The following is a 21626-nucleotide window of genomic DNA, read 5'->3' as shown; positions in this document are numbered from 1 at the left end:
TTAGAAATCCAAGGTTACCCCCGCGAGCACGTTATTCTCGCCATACTCAAGCAGGGGGTTAGGCGCAAAGCGTTCCGTATGGGACGCTTCAATAAACGCCGAGACATTCTCATAGATCTGATAGGAAGCGCCAATGCGTCCGATCAACGTGTTTGTGACGCCGTTTTCCGCGGCAAGGTTGGCGCAGTCTGTCATGGCGTTGAACATGGGGTCGGTGACGTCAAAGCCGAAAATTTGAGGATTGGCTTCACAGGTCGCCGGATCGAAGGCTGTGTCGGCATGGCGGAACGAAACAGAGCCGTAGCCGGTCAGGCGGCGTGACATGCGGCGTCGCAGGTTAAAGCTCCCTCCGATAGTTTCAATCTGGCGGAAGCCGAAATTGTCATCTGAATAAAAGCCATTCACTGACAGGCTGGTGCGTCCGAATTCTCCGGCAAGAGAAGCATACGCCGTATCGCTGACGGCGACGCCTGTGGTCTGCGCTCGGCCGAAGTTCAAACTGTTCGCGTACCAGTTGGCTGACTCGATGATGCTGCGGGCGGAAAGTTCCTGCCCTTCACGCAATGCATCTGCGAAGTCGAGCGTTTGCCGTTGATTGGAGCGGAATTGTGACGAAACAGACTGCGCCCGCGTTCTAAATGAACGGCTTGCGCCGGCGGAAAACACAAAACGATCAGAAATGTCATATCGCGCTTCTGCGTCAATAAACTCATCCCCATATCGCTCGCCATATTCCAGTCTGATAAGAGAGCGCGGACCCGGTTGTGCGGTAAATCCTGCACGCCAGAAAAAGCCGGAAAGATCGTCATCATTGAAAAAGATCGTCGCCGCGCCTGCGGTATCGACTTCATCGTACCCCACGGCGCCGGAAAGCGCGAATTGATTGGAAAGCGAGAACCTGCCTGCAGCTGAAAGAGAGCCTTGCTGATATTCGAAGTCGGGAAGGCCGCTGACGCCATCCTCGGATGTGTCGCTGCCGAACGCTGTTAAACGAAAGCCTAAGCGGTCAAACGCGCGGCCTGAATCGTACTGCGCCAGCACTTCATGGGTGGTGGAATCATTCAGTGAGTTACCTGTCAGAAATCCGATAGGTGAGGCCTCCTGATCGACAAACACTTGCGAGAACCGGTAACGCAACTCTGCGGAAGACTCGTCAGCAAACTGGCGGAACAGATATGGACTTGCGGAATAAGAATGAACATCCGCCCGCTGTCCGCGCGCAGCGTTTATGTTGCCTGAAAAGCGGGCGTTGTCGCCAATCAATTGTCGGGATGTTGAGCCGGAGAGGTCGAAATAGAGTAAATTATCGACGCCTGTAAACGTGCTTGTAAAGCCGATGTTCTGGTTTATGGCGAGGTCGCTCTGATCGAACAGGTATGAAAAATCAAGATCGCCGAGGACCACCGCTGTTACGCGAGGCGATGAATAAATCGCACCGCCTGTCAGAAACGTGGACAAAATATACTCATCATTCTTCAAGCCATCGCGTTGAAGGTTGATGTTGTCCGAATAGGAGCCTCGAACCGAGACGCCTGCGGCATAACCGAAATAATCTGTTGAAAGCGACAAAGGCGCGTTCGGCGCGGTGACTTGAGCAATGGCTGCGCCTGCCGTGACGCCGGTCGCGACACTCGCCAGCAACGCTTTGCGAATACCGCCTTTTAGGAACTGGTTCTGTATATCGTGCCCCATAGGTCTAGTCCTTTGTTGAAGCTTGTTCCGCTTCCGGGTTTTCATCGCCGCTCTCGCGGCCGTAATATTCATATGCGCCGTAATGGGCCCCGCCTGCGCCAATTTGACAGCGATTCAGCATTATAGACACGTTCGGGTTAACGTCGATTAACTCATCAATTGCTGCTGCAACGGCGGATTCGGGTGTGGAATTAGCCTCCACCACAAATAAAATCTCGTTTGCGTATTTAGCAAGGATAACGGCTTCTGTTGTGGCCAGGACGGGTGGAGCGTCAACGATGATCAGACGGGAAGGGTCTGCAGTTGCAAGATCGTTCCAAAAGCGTTGCGAATCGGCAGTATTGAACAAATCCGTGGGACGTTCCGTGCGTGCGCCTTCAGAAAGGATACGCATAGTGGTGTTTTTCAAGCGCCAGCCGAGCGTTTCAGGATCGAGGTTTTTGTCGAGCATACAATCGGCAAGGCCCGGCGCTGCGGGCAAACCGAACCGTTCGCGCACTTTCGGCCGGGCGAGGTCGCCGTCGATCAGCAGCGTTTCGATATTGTCTTCCAGTGCGAGAGACAAAGCCAAATTGCTGGCAGTGAATGTCTTGCCTTCACCCGCACGCGTCGACGTCACCAGAATGATGTTGCGTTGCTTTCCGGATGTTCTAAAGGCTTGGCGTTCCCCGCTGGCGCGCAGGTACCCGATACGGCGAAGCAGGCGCCGTTTTACCGCGCGGAGTTCAAGTGCCAATTGGCTCGATTTATCCGCCGGGTCAAAGAATCCGTTAGCCGAAAGAGCCTTATAGTCCACCGCGACTGTTTCTGGCTCTTTTGCAATGTCGAGCTCAGTGCGTTCGGCAGATTTTCCCTTCTCTTTTTTCTTTTTGCCCTTCTTGCTGAAGTTTGTCTTCAGGACGTTAGCGCCGGCTTTTTCGACAATACTCATGACCGTGCCTCCATGCTGATCACTGCATCAGCAGATTGCGTGGCGGCCTCAGGAGTACCGTTCGGAATTCTGAACACCGTCAGATAAGTGTAAAGTCCTGCGACAGCGACAAGCGCCACACTCGCCATTACCAATCGGGAAAGGTCGCGTTTGCGTTCCGCTATAACCGTTTCTGAGGCAACCTCGCTCAGCGCGCCCAATACAGGCAAGCCAAAGGCATGCTGCAGTTCGCTTGCTTGCGTGTAACTCTTATCGAGGATCGCAAGGCCTAGCGCTGCGCCGGCGCCGGCGCCGCCGGCGAGCAAAATAACGCCAATAATCAAAAGAAGGCGAGGAGGATCACTCGGCGCCAGGGCGACCGTCGGCCATTCGAAGACCTGATACTCAACGCCGCGGCCTGCTGCACCGAGATTGCGCGTTAGCTCGAGCCGGTCGCGGCGCGACAAAAGTTCTTCATAGGTTTTTTGAGTCTGTTCATATTCGCGAACAATCTGACGAAGCTCGGCTTCAACTGCTGGCGCCTGGCCAGTGGCGAAATCAAGCGCGTTGAGTTCGTCTTTGAGGCGAATTTCACGCGCCTCAAGTGCTGTGATGGAATCGCGTGCAACACTCAGTTCTGACTGTAAGCGAATATATTCGGGGTTCGACGCAAGTGCTGAGTTGTCACTTTCGAGTTCTTCTATGCGGGCAAGTACGCCGCGAATGTCAGGATGACTTTCTTCATATTGCGAGCGTAACGAAGCCAGTTCGACGCGAAGGCGTTCAAGTTCGCCGCCGGAAGCACGTCTTGGCGTTGCAGAAATCAGGTTCTGCAACGTCAAGATACGGCCTTTCGTTCGGTCAAGTTCGTCGCTTACGCGCGTTAGTTCGTTTTCTTTCAACTCGCGCTGACGCGAAGTGCCCTGAATGCTGGTCAGTTCGGCTGCATGCTCGCTGCGGAAGGTTGCGACCGCGCGTTCATTGGCGGCGAGTTTTTCTTCATACTCTTCGATTTGAAGATTAAGCCGCCGGCGCGCCGCTTCGCTTTCGGTCAGGCTTGCGCCGAGATCCTGCTCGATCAGCATGTTGAGAACTGCATCAACTACAGCCTGAGCGATTTTTGGATCACTGTTTTTATAGGAGATGATGAAATACATCTCCCGAGGGCTTTCAATTTTGATCTGGCCGGCGACCCAGTCGACCATGCCTTCCATCTTGACGCGTCGCTCCATGGCGGAGCCGGCCTCGATCGTGTCCGCTAGTCCGGCGCGATCGATGATCTGTTCGACATTCGGCCGGGTCAATAGCTGAAGCCGCATCACCTCGACCCGACGTGAATAGTCCGGACGCGCCGTAAAACCTGTCAGCACGGGCTCGAGGATGGTTTCCGTTTGCACGAACACGTGCGCGCGCGACTCGTATTTGTCAGGGACCAGCCACAAAGCCAGCCAGCCAAGCAACGCACACCCCCAGGCGACTATGACGATAAGCCATCGCCGCCGCCACAGGCCATTCAGCCCACGAATGATAGGTTGAGGCAGATCTGAGAACTTAAACAAAACGCGTTTCCCTCAAATCCGTTGGCGCTTCTATAACTAGAACACGCTTTCCGGGATCAAAATAACATCGCCCGGCAATACCGGCACGTTTGCCGAAATATTGCCTTTGCGTAACAGGTCATCGAGCTTCAGCCGATAAGATTGCCGGTCATCGCCCTGGCCGCGGATCAGCACAGCGCGGTTGCCAGCGGCGAACTCCGTAAGGCCGCCCACCGCGACCATCACGTCGAGCGTGGTCATGCCAGCCTGGTAAGGCAGCGCCGTCGGCGTTTGCGCTTCACCAAGAACGCGGACTTGCTGATCAAATGTTGATGAAAAGTCGCTGACAATCACCGTAACTTCCGGTGATTTTACGTATTCGCGCAGGGCGCCCTCGATGTCGCTTGCAAGCGCCGAAGGAGTCTTACCAGCGGCGACCATGTCTTCGACCAGCGGCGTTGAGATGCGTCCATCAGGGCGAACCGTCACATTGGTGGAAAGCTCCTCTGCACGCCATACAAAAATCTCAAGTTTGTCGAGCGGCCCGATCAGATAATCGGGTGCGGCGGAAGCAGCGTCGGCTGCGCTCGCGGGTGCGGTTTGCAGGTTGTCGCCGCCAATAGATGAGCAGGCGGTGAGCGCTATGCCGGCGAGAACAGCGAGAGCGCATCGAAACGGTTTAAAAATCTTCATCATGGTTAACCCCTGTGGCGTCCAATTAAGCATCAAGCTGGCGCAAGAAGCTCTGAAAAATCGCTGTTCAGTCTAATGGCAACGCAATTTCTTTGCCATGCCCGCGCCAACCTTCGAAATGCTGAAATCACGGCGCAAAAGCCTGAAAGCCCGCGATTTTTCGCAATTTCGTCCTTCCCCTGATTCCATGAAGGAACCCAGCCATTTGACCACAGCTTATCGACTGCCAATACCAAATAGCGCCACCCGCACCGTCATGAGAACGATGAGGAGGTCGAGCAATGGGGAAAAATGGCGAATATAGTAGAGATCATAACGGAGTTTATTCCGCGCACCCTCGACCGAGGCAGCGTACTCGTATTTCACCTGGGCCCAGCCTGTAATGCCTGGCTTGACCAGATGCCGACAGTGATAGAGCGGTATTTCCTGCTCGAGGTCGCGGACGAATTCAGGCCGTTCCGGGCGCGGTCCAACAAAGCTCATTTCACCGCGCAAGACATTGATTGCCTGCGGAATTTCATCAACTCGGAACTTACGGATGATGGCGCCAACGCGGGTGATGCGATCGTCCTTCGTCGCTGCATAGCGAGGTCCGTCAGGTTCGGCGTCAACAATCATTGAGCGGAATTTGAAGACCTCGAATTCCAGGCCTTTGAAGCCCACGCGTCGCTGGCGGTAGAGGATCGGCCCACGGCTATCCAGTCTGATGGCGATTGCCGTGAGGGCCAACATGGGCAGCGTAACCGCCAACAAGGCAAGACTTAGAACAATATCAGAAAACCTTTTAATTACAGATATTTGTTGAGAGTTTATCAGAGCGGCTGCCAACTCCAGGTCGGCAGGCGAGGCTAGCTCTGTATTGATCGCGCCGGCGTCAAAGGCAGGCGCAGAAGCGGTTTCCGCCTCCCGAAGAAACGTGTTTTCGGGAAGGCCCCTGTGGTTTGGATAAAGCAACACTCGAGATGCCGCGACAGCACACACTGCCACTGCGGCCAGCCCGAAAGCGTATACGACGACCATTTCCCCCAGTCCCCACTATGGGCAAGGATACAAGCCCTTGCGGCTCAATGTGTGTCAGAACGCGACACATCGAGCACTTCTCCGCATATTACATGCCTAACGAAAAGTTAACAGAGAAAAATCGCTGAGAATTGTCTTTGCGAGGCGGAAATAACGGTTAGCGGGTAAATTAGAGAACAAAGAGGCTGAGTATCCCGGCCCATAAGCCGCCAGATGCTGTTGCCCATAGCGCGATACATGTGAGCGCTGGCAGGCGTTCAGATGCTGCCGCATTGGCTACTTCCGCCGAAACACTTGGTGCAGAATTTGTCATTTGCGGCTGGTCTCAAACAGCTTCGCCCATAAACTAGAGTTGTACAGGTCAATGATCAGTTAATGCACGGTGAGTGCTTCCGCTGGATCATTTTTCTTAACACCGCATGCGTATCACTTTACCCGGTGGCCGGTTATTACGATTTCGACAAGAAGAGCGTGCATCTACAAGCTATGCGCATTTTGGTTTTTACAACCCTGTTTCCAAACGCGGCTTCGCCAAATCATGGCGTGTTCGTCGCCAACAGATTGTCTGCATATCGGAACAAGTATGATGCCGACATCAAAGTCATTGCGCCGGTCCCGTGGTTTCCATTCAGTCATCATGCATTTGGACAGTACGCAGACTGGGCCAGGGCGCCAAAGCATGAAAACGTAGATGACATAGACGTTTATCATCCGCGCTATTTCGTTCCGCCTAAAGTCGCTATGCATTTCTCGCCAGCAGCGTTGCGGAGATGTCTGCGAAAAGAAGTCAAGAGACTGAATGAAAGCGGTTGGGATTTCGATCTTATCGATGCGCACTATTTTTATCCAGACGGTGTTGCGGCGGCGGACATCGCGCGTGAGTTTGACAAGCCATTGATCATTACTGCACGCGGAACGGACGTGAATTTTCTTCCTCGGTATGCGCCGGCGCGAAAAAAAATTATCAACGCCGCAAACACTGCTGACGCCATCATCACGGTTGCTGAGGCTTTAAAGCGCGAACTTTCGGATATTGGCGTACAGCAGGAAAAAATAACCGTACTCCGGAATGGAGTTGATCTGAAAAAGTTCACAACGGGCGACCGTGATCGAGCCCGTAGAATTTTAGGATTGGATGGCTTGGTTCTGGCGAGTGTCGGCCACTTGATCGAACGCAAAGGTCATGACCGCGTTATCAAAGCCTTGGCCGAAATTCATGGCGCGACATTACTGATCGCCGGGGAGGGAGCGGAGCGCAAAGCGCTGGAAAAGTTGGCTATTTCGCTCGGTGTTCGTGATCGCGTGCATTTTCTTGGCCGTGTCCCCCATGACGAACTGGCCGAGATTTATCGCGCAGCGGACATACTGGTTCTTGCCTCGTCGCGGGAGGGCTGGCCCAATGTTCTGCTCGAAGCCATGGCATGTGGAACGCCATGTATTGCAAACGATGTTTGGGGAGCCAGTGAAGTGATCCGGACGAAACAGGTTGGGCGGCTGATTAGGGACCGGAGACCAGAAGAGATTGTCGCCACCGTTAATGACCTCGTTCGACATCCTTCAGCGCGAAAGGATGTTAGGACGTATGCGGAAAGTCACTCATGGGGTGAGACGGCAGACGGCATGGAGAAAATATTTAACGAGCTTGCCGGCAAGTCAAAGCGTAGAAGCTCTGTCTCTTTTGTTCCCCTTTCGACAATAGAAGAAAATTATAGACCGCGATTAATCGTAACAGTCGACACCGAAGAGCAGTTTGACTGGCGTGAATTTGACAATGTCGATTACACAGTTAATTCGCCGGAAGACGTGGACGCGTTTCAAAAACTGTGCGCAGGGTACGGTGTTAAGCCGCTTTATTTTTTGACACGGCCATTTCTTAAAGATGATCGAACGGCGGGTTATTTTAAAAACTTGGTAGAAAGCGGTAAAGCCGATTGCGGCATTCATCTTCACCAATGGACGACGCCGCCGAATAACTTCACTGGCGAGTTTTTCTCTTATCAGAAAAATTTGCCGCGGGACGTTTATGAGAAAAAGCTGAATTCTCTGACAGCGGCTTATGAGCAGGTTTTTAAGAGCAAGGCTATCGCCCACCGGGCCGGTCGTTATGGCGTGGGGCCTGAAGATTACCCATTGCTATCAGACGCAGGCGTGCAATTTGACTTCAGCCCAAGCGCAGCTTTTGATTTTTCCGATCGTGGCGGCCCCGATTTTTCTGCAATGTCGAACAGACCTTTTGTTGCAGAGAGCGGTGGCGGGGCACGCGTCTTCGTAACGCCCGTATCAGGCGCATGTGCAATACGGCGCACGAACGTGTTTTTATCGCAGGAAAAAACGCCTCCCGGATTTCCGGTTCGCCGAAAAAATAAATTCTCAACTCTAAAGATTCCCGTACGGCTATCGCCTGAAGGCGCGATAATCGAGGATATGAAATCATTGGCGCGAAAGCTCATGACGGACAAAACGCCTGTGTTCACCTTCACGCTGCACTCAACCAGTTTGTCGGCGGGAGGAAACGCCTACGCTCCTCACCAAGCGCAGGTAGAAGAGATGCTGGACAAGACCGCGAAATTCCTTGCTTGGTTTAAGGAAGACATTGGCGGAGAGGTTTTGAGCTTTAAAAGCCTGCGTGAAACTTTTGAAAGACAAGCTTAATCACTGCGCGCTTTTGGCGTTAACACCACGTTAAACATAAGTCCGATATTTTAAGCATATAAGCTACTGGGAAACAGTGCATGCTTGCGTCTGAGATTTTTCGGCTCATTTTCGGTTTTGCCGCTGTTTTAGGCATGATCGGGATTTGTGCGCTGGCCGCAAAAAAAGCGGGCCTTGCATCCATGTCAGGCTTGTCGGGAGCAAAACGGCGGCTTTCCATGAAAGAAATGCTGCCCATCGATGCGCGGCGGCGGCTGGCGATCGTAAAATGTGACGACACGGAATATTTGATTGTGCTGGGGCCAAATGGCGAAACGATAATCGACAAAAACCTCAACGGGCCTGACGAAGAGATTTTGGCAGAGGCCCCCGCCGCTAATCCATTCGCAGGCGTTGGCGATTTTGCCAAGAAACTGCGCTCTGTCAGAAAAAACGCGGCATAATCTGGCCTAAAGTCGCGCCGAGGCCGCGCCTTACAGCATGCTTGGCTTCATCCTTAATAGATTGTAAACTGCCCAGTTCATGTTGTGGGCAAGTACGGGGATATCACATGATCCGCATTTTACTGCCGCTGGCGATTGTCGCGGCGATGTTCTTCGGTCCGATGTATTCATATGAATCGGACAATCCTGTCAGCGGCCGTGAGGAACAAACTCTGGTTACGGGTGATCAATTTATCGGGGGCGCGATTAACTGCATGCGCAACTTGACGTTGCCACGTGGCGAGGATTGCGCATCCGACGGGCGAGTCAATGACTCAAAAAATGTCAGCCGCCTTATGTCATGGGCGGCGTCTTTGTCCGTGGGCGCTGCGTTGATAGGCGTGTTGGGTTTGCTTCCGATTGTCAGCCGCCTGACAAGTGTTGTAACGCTCGCCGCTGGTCTGATTTCGCTCGCGGCGATGGGCTTTTTTCTCGTTTCTATGATGGGGACGAAGGTCGGTCTCGGCGGCGTGCAATGGGGCGCTTATCTTACATCCGGCGCAGCCTTATTAACGACAATCTCGGGTCTGTCAGGCATGCGCGGCAGGTAATTCCTCAACAGCGGAATTCTAAATATAAAAAAGGCCGCCTTTTGGGGCGGCCTTTTTGCTGAAGTTATTATAAAATTTAGCGTAGCGGCGAACGGCCTGCGTTCAAAAATGACGGCGTGTCATTCGTGCTGCGGTCATCATCATCGTTCGAGCTGGTGACTGGCCGCGGCGCTGGTGTCGGTGCGGAAGGGCGCGCCCGGCGGAAATCACTGGCGGATGATTCCGATAAGGGATCATCTGAGTGACGGCAGTTGCCTTCAAAGTGAGCGCCTGTCTCGACTGACAGCGAACTATGCAGGATATCGCCCTGAATGTGCGCCGATGAGGCGAGTGAGACTGACTTGGCGCGGATGCCGCCTTCCACGCGACCGCGTACAGTCACGGTCTCGCAAATGACTTCACCTTTGACCGAAGCTTTATCGCCGATGATAAGCGAGCCCGCTTTGATGTCGCCTTCCAGCGTGCCGTCGAGCTGAATTTCGCCCGCCGAATTGATGTTGCCGTGCAAGATCACATCCGAAGAAATGATGGATGGAACGCCTGCCGATTTCATAACGCCGGACCCTTTCTTGGACGAGCTTTGTTGGAAATTCACTTGCTGTTGCGGCGGCGTGTCAGGCAGGGAGCCTTTCTGCGCCTTTTTCGAGTCCTGTGATTTGCTCTGCTTAGCTTTCGAAAACATATCTTCCTGCCTCAATAAAACGGCGGGGATTGAGCGGTTTGCCTTTATAGAGAATTTCGTAGTGCACGTGCGGTCCAGTAGAACGCCCGCTATTACCCAGCTCTCCCACCTTATCGTGAAGTTTTACCTTCTGCCCCGTCTTGACCGAAATCCGGTTCATATGCGCGTAACGCGTAATGAAGCCGTTTCCATGGTTGATTTCAACACACCGCCCGAAACCAGAGCGTGTGCCCGCGAATTTCACAACGCCGTCCGCTGTCGCCGTTATTGGCGACGCCCAGGGCGCTGCGAAATCAATGCCATTGTGGCGTGAGTATTTTCCATTGATCGGATCACGGCGAACGCCAAAGCCGCTCGTAAATCTCCGGCCTACGATCAGCGGTGATGAGAGCGGAACATTCTTAATCGCCGTATAGAGCCCGGCCAGTTCGTCCACAGCCGCAGCCGCACGATTGGCATGAAAATAAAACTGAGCATCAGCTTCACTCGTGGCGGTCAGATCGATGAATGGGCCGCCCTGCGCCAACATAGTGTTGGAGATTTTTGCCGGTGTTACGATCGAGCCGACAGGGATGCCGGCGCTCTCAAGAACCTTTGTTAAATGATCGCGCTCGGCGATGGCCTTTTCCTCGAGCCGGGCGAGGAGAAGCATCTGTTCAGTGTAAAGATCGGCTGATGCCTCGTTCATGGATTTGATGGCTTCGCTGGCGCCGCCAGTTGGCGCCGCGACTTTGTTTTGGCGCTCCATCTGTTCCACAGCTTGACGGCGCGCGGCTGACAGACGCGACTGTCGGGGCGTCGGCTCGCCGGGCGTGACGTCGATCATTACGCGGTTGCCGTTTGTCGGGCGCTGACCGCTTGGTCCGCCTGCCTCTGACAAGCCCTCAGCCAATGCATCCAGGCCCTGATCGATCGAAGCTTTGCGCTCCACCATGTTTTGCAGAAGCTGGTGGCGGGAAGAGATGTCCGCCATGGTCTCGTCGAAGTTCTGCTTGATAATCTGGTTTAGCTCGCTGACATCATCATAGGCGCGCTGCGCATCATTAAGACGCTTGGAATAAGTCGTCTCCATGATTCGGCTGTCGCGCTCTTTGGCGACGATGATCTGCTCTTTAAAGACCACGTTCACTGAAGCGTAAGCCACCCAGAGAAGCGCGCCGCCAACAATGACAGCCAGCGCAATCTGCGTTTTCGACGACATCGAGATAAAGTGTACGACGCCATCGCTTCGGTGATAAATCTGCCGTTCTTTGAAGAGACGGCTGAGTACGCGCCTGAATTTGCCGGAACGACGGCTCATTTATACAAACGCCCCTTGCACGCGCACACACACGCTACGATGCCACCCCTGTCCGCATTGCAGCGTAAAACCGCCGATGACGCAACAGTTATGTGATGGTGTAACGGTATTTTTTCCCAAATCGGCCATAGATTTTCGATTAGACGCGCTTTTCGTTTCCATTCGGTTCATAAAACGCACGAGACATGCCAGCATTTTGGCGGGCCTTATGGTTAAAGGGCGGTTTCAGTTGGCCTGCGAAATACTGATCGCGCATCGCATGAAAAGCTTCAAGCGGCTCGCGCTGCTGATAAGCGCAAATTGCGTCGAACCAGCGTTTTCCACAGGCCACATGACCGACCTCTTCGCGGTAGATTACCTCAAGAATTGAGACACTTTCTTCGTCCCCCGCCGAGCGCAGCCTTTCAATCATATCCGGCGTCACGTCAAGTCCTCTCGCCTCCAAAATGAGTGGCGCTATTGCTAGTCTTGCGAGGGCGTTCTGCTGTGTATTGCTTGCGGCCTCCCAAAGGCCGTTGTGCGCCGGGAAAGCGCCGTATTCGCTACCCAGCTGGTTTAGGCGCTGATTGATCATGGAAAAATGACGAGCTTCCTCACTGCCGATTCGGACCCAGTCGCGGGCGAAAGCATCACTGTCGAGGCCCATTTTCTCGATTTCCGGCGTAAACCGGGCGGCCATGTCAAAAGCAAGGTCAATTGCGTTGAACTCGATATGGGCGATGGCGTGCAGCAGCGCTGTACGGCCAGCTTCGGACCCAAGCCGGCGCTTGGGAACCTCCCCAGGCGGCACCAGAACAGGCTGGTCCGGGCGCGCAGGCTTATCAGGCAGAGATGCAACGGCTTGGCCCAGCGGTGCGCCAGAGGCGAGCAAACGGTCCGCCCGGACAGCGGCAGCGCACTTTTCTGCCGGATCAGAGGCTGTCAGAACAGCATAAGCCGCGTTCAGGATTGTCAGTTCTACAGACTTCAAAGGGCCTTCACCTCGGCCAGAGCGGCCTCGGCATGGCCAGGCACTTTCACCTTGCGCCAGATTTTGCGGATAACGCCTTTCTCATCGATGAGGAACGTCGAACGCTCGATACCCATATATTTGCGCCCATACATGTTCTTTTCGACCCAGACACCGAATTTCTCCGTGACTTTACCGTCTTCGTCCGCCCCGAGCAGCACTTTCAGGCTGTATTTTTCCTTGAATTTCTGATGCTTGGCCACGGTGTCTCGCGAAACGCCAATGACGGTGGCGCCGGCGCGTTTGAATTTTGCAATGTCCTCCGTGAACGCGATTGCTTCCTTGGTGCAGCCAGGCGTGTCGTCCTTCGGGTAAAAGTAGAGGACAATCTTTTTGCCGATGAGATCCTTTGATTTAACCAGTTCGCCATCGTCGAGGGTTATTGAGAATGCTGGCGCTTTAACGCCCTCTACAAGTGCTTTGGCCATTCCTGATCTACCTGTTCATTGCTACGGCGGCGCAACATATCGGGCCATTAGAAATTGGCCAGACCAGGCGCCGTAGTTTGTGGAAAACTCTGGGCTCAGACTTGCAGGGGCCGGAAATGGCCGGTACCGATTGAGGTTTGCAGCGCTATTAGTGGGGACGGCGCTCGGCGGCGTTAAGTGACAGTTTCGCGGGGTTTGCGGCTGCATGAAAAAAAAGGCCTTCAAAACGGCCGTTCTGATTGTCGAGATTGCCGCACTGGCGATCGCGATTGCTGCTGCTGCTTTGGTTTATGTGTATTGGCGGTCGGGGCAGGGGCCTGTTTCGCTCAATCTGTTTCGTTCGAGTGCAGAGCTTGCGATCGAACGCCGATTGCCATCAGGGTTTGATGCCCGCATTGAATCCATCGAAATTGAGCGCAGTCGCGACAACGCTGATCTCAGTCTGCGTCTCCATGACCTTAATATTCTCGATGCAGAGGAGAATAGCGCTGCCTTTGCACCTGAAATATTCGCGGTATTTCAAATTGGTGATTTGTTGCGGGGAGAAGTCGGTCCGCAAACGCTTGTTGCAGAAGGCGCGACTTTCAAAATTATACGGCGTGAAAATCAGAACGTTGAAATTCCTGTCGCAAAAACAGAACGGAAAAAGTCAGCATTCCCTGGAATTTCATCCTTGATTGATGGTGGTATCCTAAAAAGCGCATTTGAGTCGGCGGAACTGAACAACGCGGAAGTCTTGTTTCTTGATGCGGCGTCGGGTCGGTCTTGGTCAGCGCCAGATACCCAGATCTATTTGAAACGAAATGCTTCAGGACTGGCTGCACGCGTATCCGGCGCTATCGAAATGGATGGAGCCAGCGCAACGCTCGCCGCCAATGCAGAATATATTGAAAACAGCGGCGTCATCGATGTTCTCGTCAATGGAGAGCGTTTTCCAATCGGTGACATTTTAAGCATGTTTTATGGGGATCGTGCATCAATTATCGAAGCGCCGGTATCGGGGGTGGCCGAGCTGTCATTTACACCAGAGGGTGACGTGCTGGCCTCGAAGTTTGATGCAACGGTTGGCGCCGGGCATCTCACATTGGGCGGTGCTCGCCGGCGCATTTCTGAAATTTCCTGGGTGGCCGGCTTTGATCCCGAGAGTAACCACTTTTCACTGGAACGCTTTCTATTTGATGTGGAAGGCGCGCGCGGTGACATATCAGGCAATATTGTCGTCAGCTTTGGCGAGGATATCAGAAAGCCTCAGGAAATTTCATTTAATCTTCAATCAAGCGAGATTGCGATCGCTTCCCCCGATTATCTTGAGGGGACTTTGGCGTTTCAGGATAATCAGGCAAACGGCCTCTATCGAATTGAGGAAAGGCGTCTCCACGTAAAACGCCTGAAAACATCTGTTGAGGAAATGGATGCTGTCGGATCGGTATCGTTTCATGCACCGCGTGAAGGGGACAAAGCCTCATCTGTTTCACCTGGCGTAATTGCAGATATTCGCTTTGATGGATCGTTAAACCCAGCAAGACTGCTTAATCTTTGGCCGAAAGAAGGTCTTGCAAACGGCGCGCGTGATTGGGTTGAGGAACGTCTTGAGGCCGCGCATATCGAAAACATCATGTTCAAAATGGATATGGCGCCAGGCGCCATTGCCGAAGATGGTGCGCTGCCAGATGACGCCATGGAGCTTACCTTTAATGCCCGCAACGTCATGGCGCACTATGTCAATGGCATGACCCCGTTACGCAATGGCTCTGGATCGGGCGTTTTACGCGGAAACAGTTTTCTGCTGAATGTTAAAAACGCAGAAGTCGGCGAAGTCGACATTCTTAAGGGGGAAGTGTCATTTCCGGAATTCATGCCGAAATGGCGGCCCACTTATTATCGTTTTACGGCTCAAGGCGATGCGCGGGCAATCCTCGGGATTCTTGATGAAAAACCTATGACATTGCTTACGAAAGTGAACTTGTCGCCTGATCAGTTCAGCGGTGAGGCGCAAGCCAATGTCGAAATCATGCGCCCGAACAAGAGAGACGTAGCAAGTCATGAATATGGTTATAAAGGAATTGCGACCTTCGATAATCTGGCCATTGATAATTTGGTCGGCGGCATCAAGTTCACGAATGCAAAGGGACAGGTTGATTTAAAAACTCGTTCAATGACAGTCACCGCGGATGCGAGGCTTGAAGAAGAAGCGCCAATCGAACTGGTGTGGACGCAACGCTTTTTCCGCGAAGACGGCCCTTCCGAACTAGATATAGCTGGAACATTTGATTCAACAGCCGGTGATTTATTTGGCATCTCCCCCCGTCAATTCGTCCGCGGACCGGTTTACTTTAAAGGGCGAGCCATAGGCGAGTTAGGCGCCTTCCAATCTCTCGATCTCGATACGGATTTTAGCGACGCCTCTATGTCCTTCGAAGCACTGGGTTGGCGAAAGCCGGCAAACATGCCCGCATCCGGGACGTTGAAAATGCGGTTTGAAGATGACGGCGTATTCGTCGACTCATTTGCAATTGAAGCGGACAATAACGCTCATGTTGAGGGGGCGATGGTGTTTAACGCCGCTGGCGCGCTTCGCTCCGCCAGCATCACAGACTTTTCGCTAAGTGAAGCGGCTGACCTGACGATACGGGCGGAACGTGATGCGGCAGGCGTGCTCGTCTTTACGGCTGTGGGCCCGTTTTTGAATGCAGCCCCTATGATTGAGCAGATGTTGGGCGGCGCCAATCAATCTGATGGCGAACCTTTTCCCTGGGGTCAGGGAATTGCGGTGAATGCACGTATAGACCGGATGGCCATGCGCAACGACGTTCAGTATTTAGACGGCGCGTTGGATATGCTTCGTGATGCCGAAAATCTCCGCGCTCTGGATTTTACTGCATTTGATGAAAGCGGCACGCCGTTGAAAGTCACCATGTCCATGACCGGCGCTGAGGAAGGCCCGCAACGGATGATTGAAGCTGAGACAAAAGAGTTAGGCGGGCTGATGTCAGGATTGTTTGGTCTCAATTCTGTCCATGGCGGCGAGGGCATTATGCGCCTTATGCTTCACCCTGAAGAAGATGCTGGATTCTCAGGTGAGATTGAAGCACGAGAAATGCAAGTCATAAACGCGCCGTTACTTGCCCGAATATTGTCAGCAGGCTCTCTCGACGGGCTTGCGAACCTCCTCAGCGGGGAAGGTATCGAATTCGACTATGCTGCTGGCGAATTTGAGTATTCGAACGGTGAGTTGAACATTGATGATCTGCAGGCGACAGGTTCATCGGTTGGCATATCTGTCGATGGCGCTGTTGGTTTTGGGGCCGGAGGCCAAACCCGACTGAACGGCGCCGTCGCGCCGCTTTACATGCTGAACTCCATTCTGGGCTTCACGCCTATCATTGGTGACTTGCTTGTTGGCAAAAAAGGCGAGGGCATCGTCGCATTTACTTATAATGTGAGCGGTGAGACGGCTAGTCCACAAGTCACCGTCAATCCGTTGTCCGCCTTAACACCAGGCATTTTCCGCCGGATATTGCGGCCGCAAACACCTGTTGAAACAGCGCCGGCGCCGCCCGCTGAAGAGCAGGCCCCAACAGACAACCAGAATTAAGTCAATCGCAAAATCGCGTGTTTCTTTTTGCCGATGGAAAGTTTGATGGCGCCGTCGCGAATATCGTCAGTAGTAAAATTACGTTCTTCACGCACGGGCTCGTCATTGAGTTTCAGTGCGCCCGCTTTGATGTGACGGCGCGCTTCGCCTTTTGAGGCGCACAAACCTGCCGCCAGGAACTGATCGATAACCGGCGATGCGCTCAAGTCGGTTGCGCTTAGTTTGATTGTCGGCAGATCTCCCCCTAGCCCGCCTTGTTCAAATGTCTTTTGCGCGGTTTCGGCAGCGCTTTTAGCCGCTTCCGGTCCGTGCAAGAGCGCGGTTGCTTCGTTGGCGAGCATTTTCTTCGCTTCGTTTATTTCAGCGCCGTCTAATGCGCCCAGCCTTCGAACTTCATCCATAGGCAGCGTGGTAAACCGCGCGAGCAGCTTTACGACGTCTGCATCCTCAACATTCCGCCAATACTGCCAGTAGTCATAGGGAGAGAACATGTCGGCGTTCAGCCAGACTGCGCCGTTTTCTGTCTTGCCCATTTTCTTACCGGAGGCGGTGGTCAGCAGCGGCGTCGTCAGACCAAAAACTTCCGTACTGTCTTTGCGCCGGCAAAGTTCGACGCCATTGACGATATTGCCCCACTGGTCAGTGCCGCCAAGTTGCAGCGTGCAGTTGCAGCGGTTCAAAAGCTCATGAAAGTCATAAGCCTGCATCAGCATGTAGTTGAATTCGAGAAACGTCATTGGGCTTTCGCGATCAAGCCGGAGTTTGACGCTGTCAAAGGTGAGCATCCGATTAATGGTGAAATGAATACCGTAGTCGCGCAAAAACTCGATATAGCCAAGCTGTGACAGCCAGTCGTTATTGTTGACCATCAGGGCGTCAGTCGGCCCGTCGCCGAATGTTAAAAACTTCTGAAATACATCTTTGATGCCTGATATATTCGTCTCGATATCGTCGTCGGTGAGCAGTTTTCGTTGCTCATCCTTGCCGGTTGGGTCTCCGACCTTGGTTGTGCCGCCGCCCATGAGTGCAACAGGTCGGTGACCGGTTTGCTGCAACCAGTAAAGCAACATGATTTGTAGCAGGCTGCCCGCATGAAGAGACGGCGCGGTAGCGTCAAATCCGATATAACCTGTGACAATCCCGGCAACGGCCTTTTCATCAAGGCCGTCCAAATTGGTGCCTTGCGCAATAAACCCGCGCTCGTCGAGCACGTTTAAAAAGTCGGATTTGTAAGTTTTGCCGGCAGTCATGGGGCTTCTCGGTTTATTGGAATAACCGCCGGACTATCACGCTCAGAGCTATTGTCCAGCGACCTGATGTTTAAGAACGCCGCTTTCCTTTACTTTAGGTTGCGCTGAGAAAGCTTTCATAATCATCCAGAAGCGCTTTGGCCGCTGCGGTAACGATTTTCTCGCCATCCTGCGCAGATGATTGAGCCGGATTTGAGCCGATCCTCCCATCGGGGAAACGGCGCCGGTAATCATGGGCGTCGCGGATCGGGCCGGAAGGAGCAATTTCAGGCTCCATGGACGCCGATTTTACTGCTTCCGGATAAGCGAAATAAGTCACTGAAACTTCCGATGGCGTTGCGTGTGATCCATGTCCTTTGGGGTACATTTCAAGACATAGTTTTTCGATGCCTGAAAGATCCCACCAGTTGCGCAACGTCATCTTTACAGCCTCGTTGCCCGGCCCGTCTGTGCTGAAGCTGTCGTCAGCATAGATTTCCGAAAACGCCGCCTGGATTGTCGCGATATTGCCGCCATGACCATTCAGGAAATATATCCGGCGAAAGCCATGACGCCGAAGTGACGCCACCCAGTCGGTCATCGCTGCGATCATGGTCGATGGACGTAAAGTAATCGTGCCGGGAAACGCCAGATGATGTTGAGCACAACCAACAGAAAAAGTCGGCGCGATCAGAATATCGTCGCGGTCTGCCGCACCTGCGTTTGCGATAATTTCAGGACACAGCGCATCCGTGCCAACCAGTCCGTTCGGCCCATGTTGTTCAAATGAACCAATAGGGACAATAATCCCCGTGGAACGGGAGAGGTAGGCTTCGATTTCTTGCCAAGTGCTTAACGCCATCAGCATGATTGGTTCCTTTTCGTAGAGTTGAGCTTTTGTGTAAAAGACACGCCATCCGTATTAAGTGATCCTTTGTTTTCATTTGCAAGATCAGTTTAGAGAGTGCTTATGACAAACCGGCTGACAGCAATCGGACTAATGAGCGGCACGTCCCTTGACGGCATCGACGCCGCGATTCTCACGACGGACGGTGAGGACGTCGTTGAAACCGGTCACGCCATCCATGTTCCCTACAGTCGCGATCACAAAATCTGGGCCCGCCGGGCAATCAAGGCGGCGCTGGAAGGCCGTGACGGGGCCGCTGAGATAGGCAAGGCTGCTGGCGAAGTGACCCATGCGCATATTTTGGCCGTTGAAAAGCTTCTGGAAGAGGCGGGCGTCAAGCGAACAGATATTGATGTCATGGGGTTTCATGGCCAGACGATTTTGCATCGCCCGTCACGGGATCCGGGCGTGGCGGGAAGAACCTGGCAGATCGGCGATGGTCGCGTGCTCGCTGATGAAACACGCATCGATGTTGTTTGCGATTTTCGAGCGGCGGACGTGGCTGCTGGCGGAGAGGGCGCGCCATTTGCACCAGCTTATCATCGAGCATTGCTTGCCGCCATGCCGGAACCGCCCGAATGCGCCGTAGGCGTCATAAATCTCGGTGGAGTATCAAACGTCACATATGCGCCTGAAAATGCGCGGGCGGCGGACTTGATTGCGTATGACTGCGGCCCCGGCAACGGGCTTATTGATGAGTGGGTTGAGCTTAAAACGGGCGAGCCGATGGATAAGGACGGCGCCATGGCCCGCGCAGGCGAAGTCAATGAAGAAGCGTTGCGAATGATGCTGCTTGCGCCGTATTTGCGTCGCAGTCCGCCGAAGTCGCTTGATCGCTACGATTTTAAACTCGATCATGTGAGAAAACTTTCGCCTGAGGACGGCGCGGCGACACTGACGGCATTTACCGCCGCTTGCATTCGCGACTCTGTAAAATTTCTCCCTGATCCGCCGGGCGGATGGATCGTGTGCGGCGGCGGCCGTCACAATCCGGCAATGATGGCGGCGTTAAAAGACATGCTTGATGCGCCGGTTGTTACAGCGGAAGAAGCTGGTTGGCGCGGCGATGATCTGGAGGCGGAGTGTTTCGCCTATCTCGCGGTCAGGAGTTTAAAAAAACTTCCCTTAAGCTACCCCAAAACAACAAGAGTTCCCGTCCCGATGAAGGGCGGCGTTTATTTTCGCGCCCCAGTGTAGCAGGTCGTTTGCCCGAATTTTAAACTCATGTAGAGTGCCTGCATGGTTGCATAAGCAGGGGATATGGCCGATCCGACAATAGAGGAATTGCTGGCGCGAATCTCACTACGGGACAGGTCCGCATTCAGCGATCTTTATGATCGCACTTCGGCGAAACTTTTTGCCGTGGCGCTACGTATCTTGAATGAGCAAACGGAAACAGAAGACGCCGTTCATGACGCCTATATCAAAGTGTGGCGGAAGGCGGGGACTTTTCAGTTGAGTAAAGCGACAGGCATGACCTGGTTAATCACTATTACGCGAAACGCAGCCATTGATCGTGCAAGAAAACGCAAAACGCCGGCAGCTGATATTCAGGAGCAGACGGATCTCGTCAGCGACGCGCCATCGCCTGAGGATGAGGCCGCCCGATCCGATCAATATCGCCGCCTTGCGGCGTGTCTCGACAAACTCGAAGATCCGCAAAAGTCAGTGATACGCGACGCCTTCTTCAAGGGCCGGACATATAACGATCTGGCGGGCTCGCTCGGCAAACCGGCCGGCACCGTCAAAAGCTGGGTGCGCCGCGGTCTCGCTAAACTACGCGGCTGTCTCGAAACCGAAAAAACCGAAAGCGTATCGGAATGAGCGAAAGCGGCGAAACGTACGACGACAGCATCCTTGCCGGAGAGTATGTTCTTGGCGTGCTTTCCAGCGAGGCGCACGTGCAAGCGGAGCGCCGTATTGAAACAGATGCCGCGTTTGCCGCCAGTGTTCGTTTCTGGGAAGCGCAGCTTGGCAACCTTGCCGAGGAGATCGAGCCTCACGAAGCGCCGACGCTCTTGAAACAGCGTATCGAAGAAACGTTGTTTGCGCAGTCTGCTGCAAAATCTTCGCTATGGTCTTCCCTACCGTTCTGGCGATTTTCAACCGGCGCAATGGCGGCTTTAGCAGTGCTGTCAGTAGTGTATGTATTCTCTGTTCAGCAGCCTTCCGTACCGCCGTCGCCGGCATTTGTGGCGACTATTCTGCCGGCTGACGCAGCGCCGGTGTTCGTCGCGGAAATTGACGGAACGCTCACGGCGATTCGAATTCAGGACGCCGCGATTGAAATCGCTGAAGGTCAGTCGGCCGAGTTGTGGCTCATCCCCGAAGACGGCACGCCGCGCTCGTTGGGGCTGATCGGCGCTGAGGGTGACGATCTCGTTCACATCCCTGCGCTGTTGAGAGACTTAATTAATGCTGGCGCAGCACTGGCTGTTAGTATCGAGCCCCAAGGAGGCTCCCCGAGCGGCGCGCCTACAGGACCCGTCATTGGCATTGGGCTGCTGAAAAAAATCTGACCTTTTTTGCGTCCGAGCAGGTTCCGGAACGTATCTAAGTTGGTTTTGCGTATCGAAGCCAACAGGAATGCGCGGGCGCGCCCCTGACGAATGTCGCCCCTCCGCCTGCCTGCTTCTCTCTCTCGGGCAGGAAGTGTCCGCGTATTTCTTACCAGATTCAGACGGTCTCGCGCGTTTTTTCAAGGGGGAGTAACGCTGAAGCCGTCTGTGAGGCCGGACATCGCCCCCAAGCCACGTCCGGCCTCATTTATTAACCATTTCCTTTAACTGTCTGGTGTTGCAATTGGGGTTGCAATAGCGCGAAACGCAGCCCATGATTTTAGACAGGTTTTCAGCAACGAGAGGAGGTGATCCGATGTCGAGTGATTTCTTAAAGCCAATGAGGTCTTTGTGGAAACAGCGCGTCTCGGAGCAGCCTT

Annotated in this window: 18 protein-coding genes; 7 read left to right on the top strand and 11 right to left on the bottom strand. The window is 53.7% G+C overall.

What is annotated here, in order from left to right:
- From PUV54_RS02240 to PUV54_RS02220, 5 genes are all read right to left on the bottom strand, one after another.
- Window positions 1-1692, bottom strand: a complete 1692-nt coding sequence (locus tag PUV54_RS02240; RefSeq protein WP_274493892.1) for a porin family protein — start codon at window positions 1690-1692, stop codon at window positions 1-3.
- A gap of 4 nt (window positions 1693-1696) precedes the next feature.
- Window positions 1697-2623: a P-loop NTPase family protein gene (locus PUV54_RS02235; protein WP_274493891.1), complete on the bottom strand. Its 927-nt coding sequence runs from the start codon at window positions 2621-2623 to the stop codon at window positions 1697-1699.
- A complete protein-coding gene (locus PUV54_RS02230) occupies window positions 2620-4161 on the bottom strand; it encodes an XrtA system polysaccharide chain length determinant (protein WP_274493890.1) in 1542 nt (513 codons plus the stop codon). The genes PUV54_RS02235 and PUV54_RS02230 overlap by 4 nt, the downstream gene beginning before the upstream one ends.
- A gap of 36 nt (window positions 4162-4197) precedes the next feature.
- Window positions 4198-4836, bottom strand: a complete 639-nt coding sequence (locus PUV54_RS02225) for an XrtA/PEP-CTERM system exopolysaccharide export protein (RefSeq protein WP_274493889.1) — start codon at window positions 4834-4836, stop codon at window positions 4198-4200.
- Window positions 4837-5049: 213 nt separating this feature from the next.
- Window positions 5050-5853 (bottom strand): exopolysaccharide biosynthesis polyprenyl glycosylphosphotransferase, encoded by an 804-nt coding sequence (locus PUV54_RS02220; RefSeq protein ID WP_274493888.1) that lies wholly within the window; start codon window positions 5851-5853, stop codon window positions 5050-5052.
- 375 nt (window positions 5854-6228) lie between these two features.
- On the opposite strand from PUV54_RS02220, the gene PUV54_RS02215 reads away from it, so the two are divergent.
- From PUV54_RS02215 to PUV54_RS02205, 3 genes are all read left to right on the top strand, one after another.
- Window positions 6229-8505, top strand: a complete 2277-nt coding sequence (locus tag PUV54_RS02215) for a glycosyltransferase (RefSeq protein WP_274493887.1) — start codon at window positions 6229-6231, stop codon at window positions 8503-8505.
- A gap of 80 nt (window positions 8506-8585) precedes the next feature.
- Window positions 8586-8948, top strand: coding sequence for a flagellar biosynthetic protein FliO (locus PUV54_RS02210; RefSeq protein WP_274493886.1), 363 nt, complete (start codon window positions 8586-8588; stop codon window positions 8946-8948).
- Window positions 8949-9055: 107 nt separating this feature from the next.
- Window positions 9056-9538 carry a hypothetical protein gene (locus tag PUV54_RS02205; RefSeq protein WP_274493885.1) on the top strand — a complete coding sequence of 161 codons (483 nt, stop codon included), beginning with the start codon at window positions 9056-9058 and terminating at the stop codon, window positions 9536-9538.
- A 76-nt stretch (window positions 9539-9614) separates the two neighbouring features.
- On the opposite strand, the gene PUV54_RS02200 is transcribed toward PUV54_RS02205, so the two are convergent.
- The 4 genes from PUV54_RS02200 to bcp form a co-directional block, all read right to left on the bottom strand.
- Window positions 9615-10220, bottom strand: coding sequence for a bactofilin family protein (locus PUV54_RS02200; protein WP_274493884.1), 606 nt, complete (start codon window positions 10218-10220; stop codon window positions 9615-9617).
- Window positions 10204-11520 carry a peptidoglycan DD-metalloendopeptidase family protein gene (locus PUV54_RS02195; RefSeq protein WP_274493883.1) on the bottom strand — a complete coding sequence of 439 codons (1317 nt, stop codon included), beginning with the start codon at window positions 11518-11520 and terminating at the stop codon, window positions 10204-10206. Before PUV54_RS02195 ends, PUV54_RS02200 begins: the two co-directional genes overlap by 17 nt.
- Window positions 11521-11659: 139 nt before the next feature.
- Window positions 11660-12490 carry a ferritin-like domain-containing protein gene (locus tag PUV54_RS02190; RefSeq protein ID WP_274493882.1) on the bottom strand — a complete coding sequence of 277 codons (831 nt, stop codon included), beginning with the start codon at window positions 12488-12490 and terminating at the stop codon, window positions 11660-11662.
- Window positions 12487-12957 (bottom strand): thioredoxin-dependent thiol peroxidase, encoded by a 471-nt coding sequence (gene bcp / locus PUV54_RS02185; protein WP_274493881.1) that lies wholly within the window; start codon window positions 12955-12957, stop codon window positions 12487-12489. Before bcp ends, PUV54_RS02190 begins: the two co-directional genes overlap by 4 nt.
- A 205-nt stretch (window positions 12958-13162) precedes the next feature.
- On the opposite strand from bcp, the gene PUV54_RS02180 reads away from it, so the two are divergent.
- Window positions 13163-16552, top strand: coding sequence for a YhdP family protein (locus PUV54_RS02180; protein ID WP_274493880.1), 3390 nt, complete (start codon window positions 13163-13165; stop codon window positions 16550-16552).
- Here PUV54_RS02180 and tyrS read toward each other — a convergent pair.
- On the bottom strand, window positions 16549-17802 hold the full coding sequence (gene tyrS / locus PUV54_RS02175; protein WP_274493879.1) for a tyrosine--tRNA ligase: 1254 nt from the start codon (window positions 17800-17802) through the stop codon (window positions 16549-16551). The genes PUV54_RS02180 and tyrS overlap by 4 nt on opposite strands.
- A gap of 94 nt (window positions 17803-17896) precedes the next feature.
- Window positions 17897-18649 carry a creatininase family protein gene (locus PUV54_RS02170; RefSeq protein WP_274493878.1) on the bottom strand — a complete coding sequence of 251 codons (753 nt, stop codon included), beginning with the start codon at window positions 18647-18649 and terminating at the stop codon, window positions 17897-17899.
- A gap of 102 nt (window positions 18650-18751) precedes the next feature.
- Here PUV54_RS02170 and PUV54_RS02165 point away from each other — a divergent pair, with 102 nt between their 5' ends.
- The 3 genes from PUV54_RS02165 (at window position 18752) to PUV54_RS02155 (ending at window position 21207) form a co-directional block, all read left to right on the top strand.
- Window positions 18752-19885: an anhydro-N-acetylmuramic acid kinase gene (locus PUV54_RS02165; RefSeq protein WP_274493877.1), complete on the top strand. Its 1134-nt coding sequence runs from the start codon at window positions 18752-18754 to the stop codon at window positions 19883-19885.
- 63 nt (window positions 19886-19948) lie between these two features.
- On the top strand, window positions 19949-20512 hold the full coding sequence (locus PUV54_RS02160) for a sigma-70 family RNA polymerase sigma factor (RefSeq protein ID WP_274493876.1): 564 nt from the start codon (window positions 19949-19951) through the stop codon (window positions 20510-20512).
- The gene (locus PUV54_RS02155) at window positions 20509-21207 is read left to right on the top strand and encodes an anti-sigma factor (protein ID WP_274493875.1); all 699 of its coding nucleotides are present in this window, start codon (window positions 20509-20511) and stop codon (window positions 21205-21207) included. Before PUV54_RS02160 ends, PUV54_RS02155 begins: the two co-directional genes overlap by 4 nt.
- Window positions 21208-21626 lie beyond the last annotated feature (419 nt).

It is taken from the genome of Hyphococcus flavus (assembly GCF_028748065.1).
Lineage (GTDB): Bacteria > Pseudomonadota > Alphaproteobacteria > Caulobacterales > Parvularculaceae > Hyphococcus > Hyphococcus flavus.
This window is presented reverse-complemented; position numbering and strand designations above follow the sequence as displayed.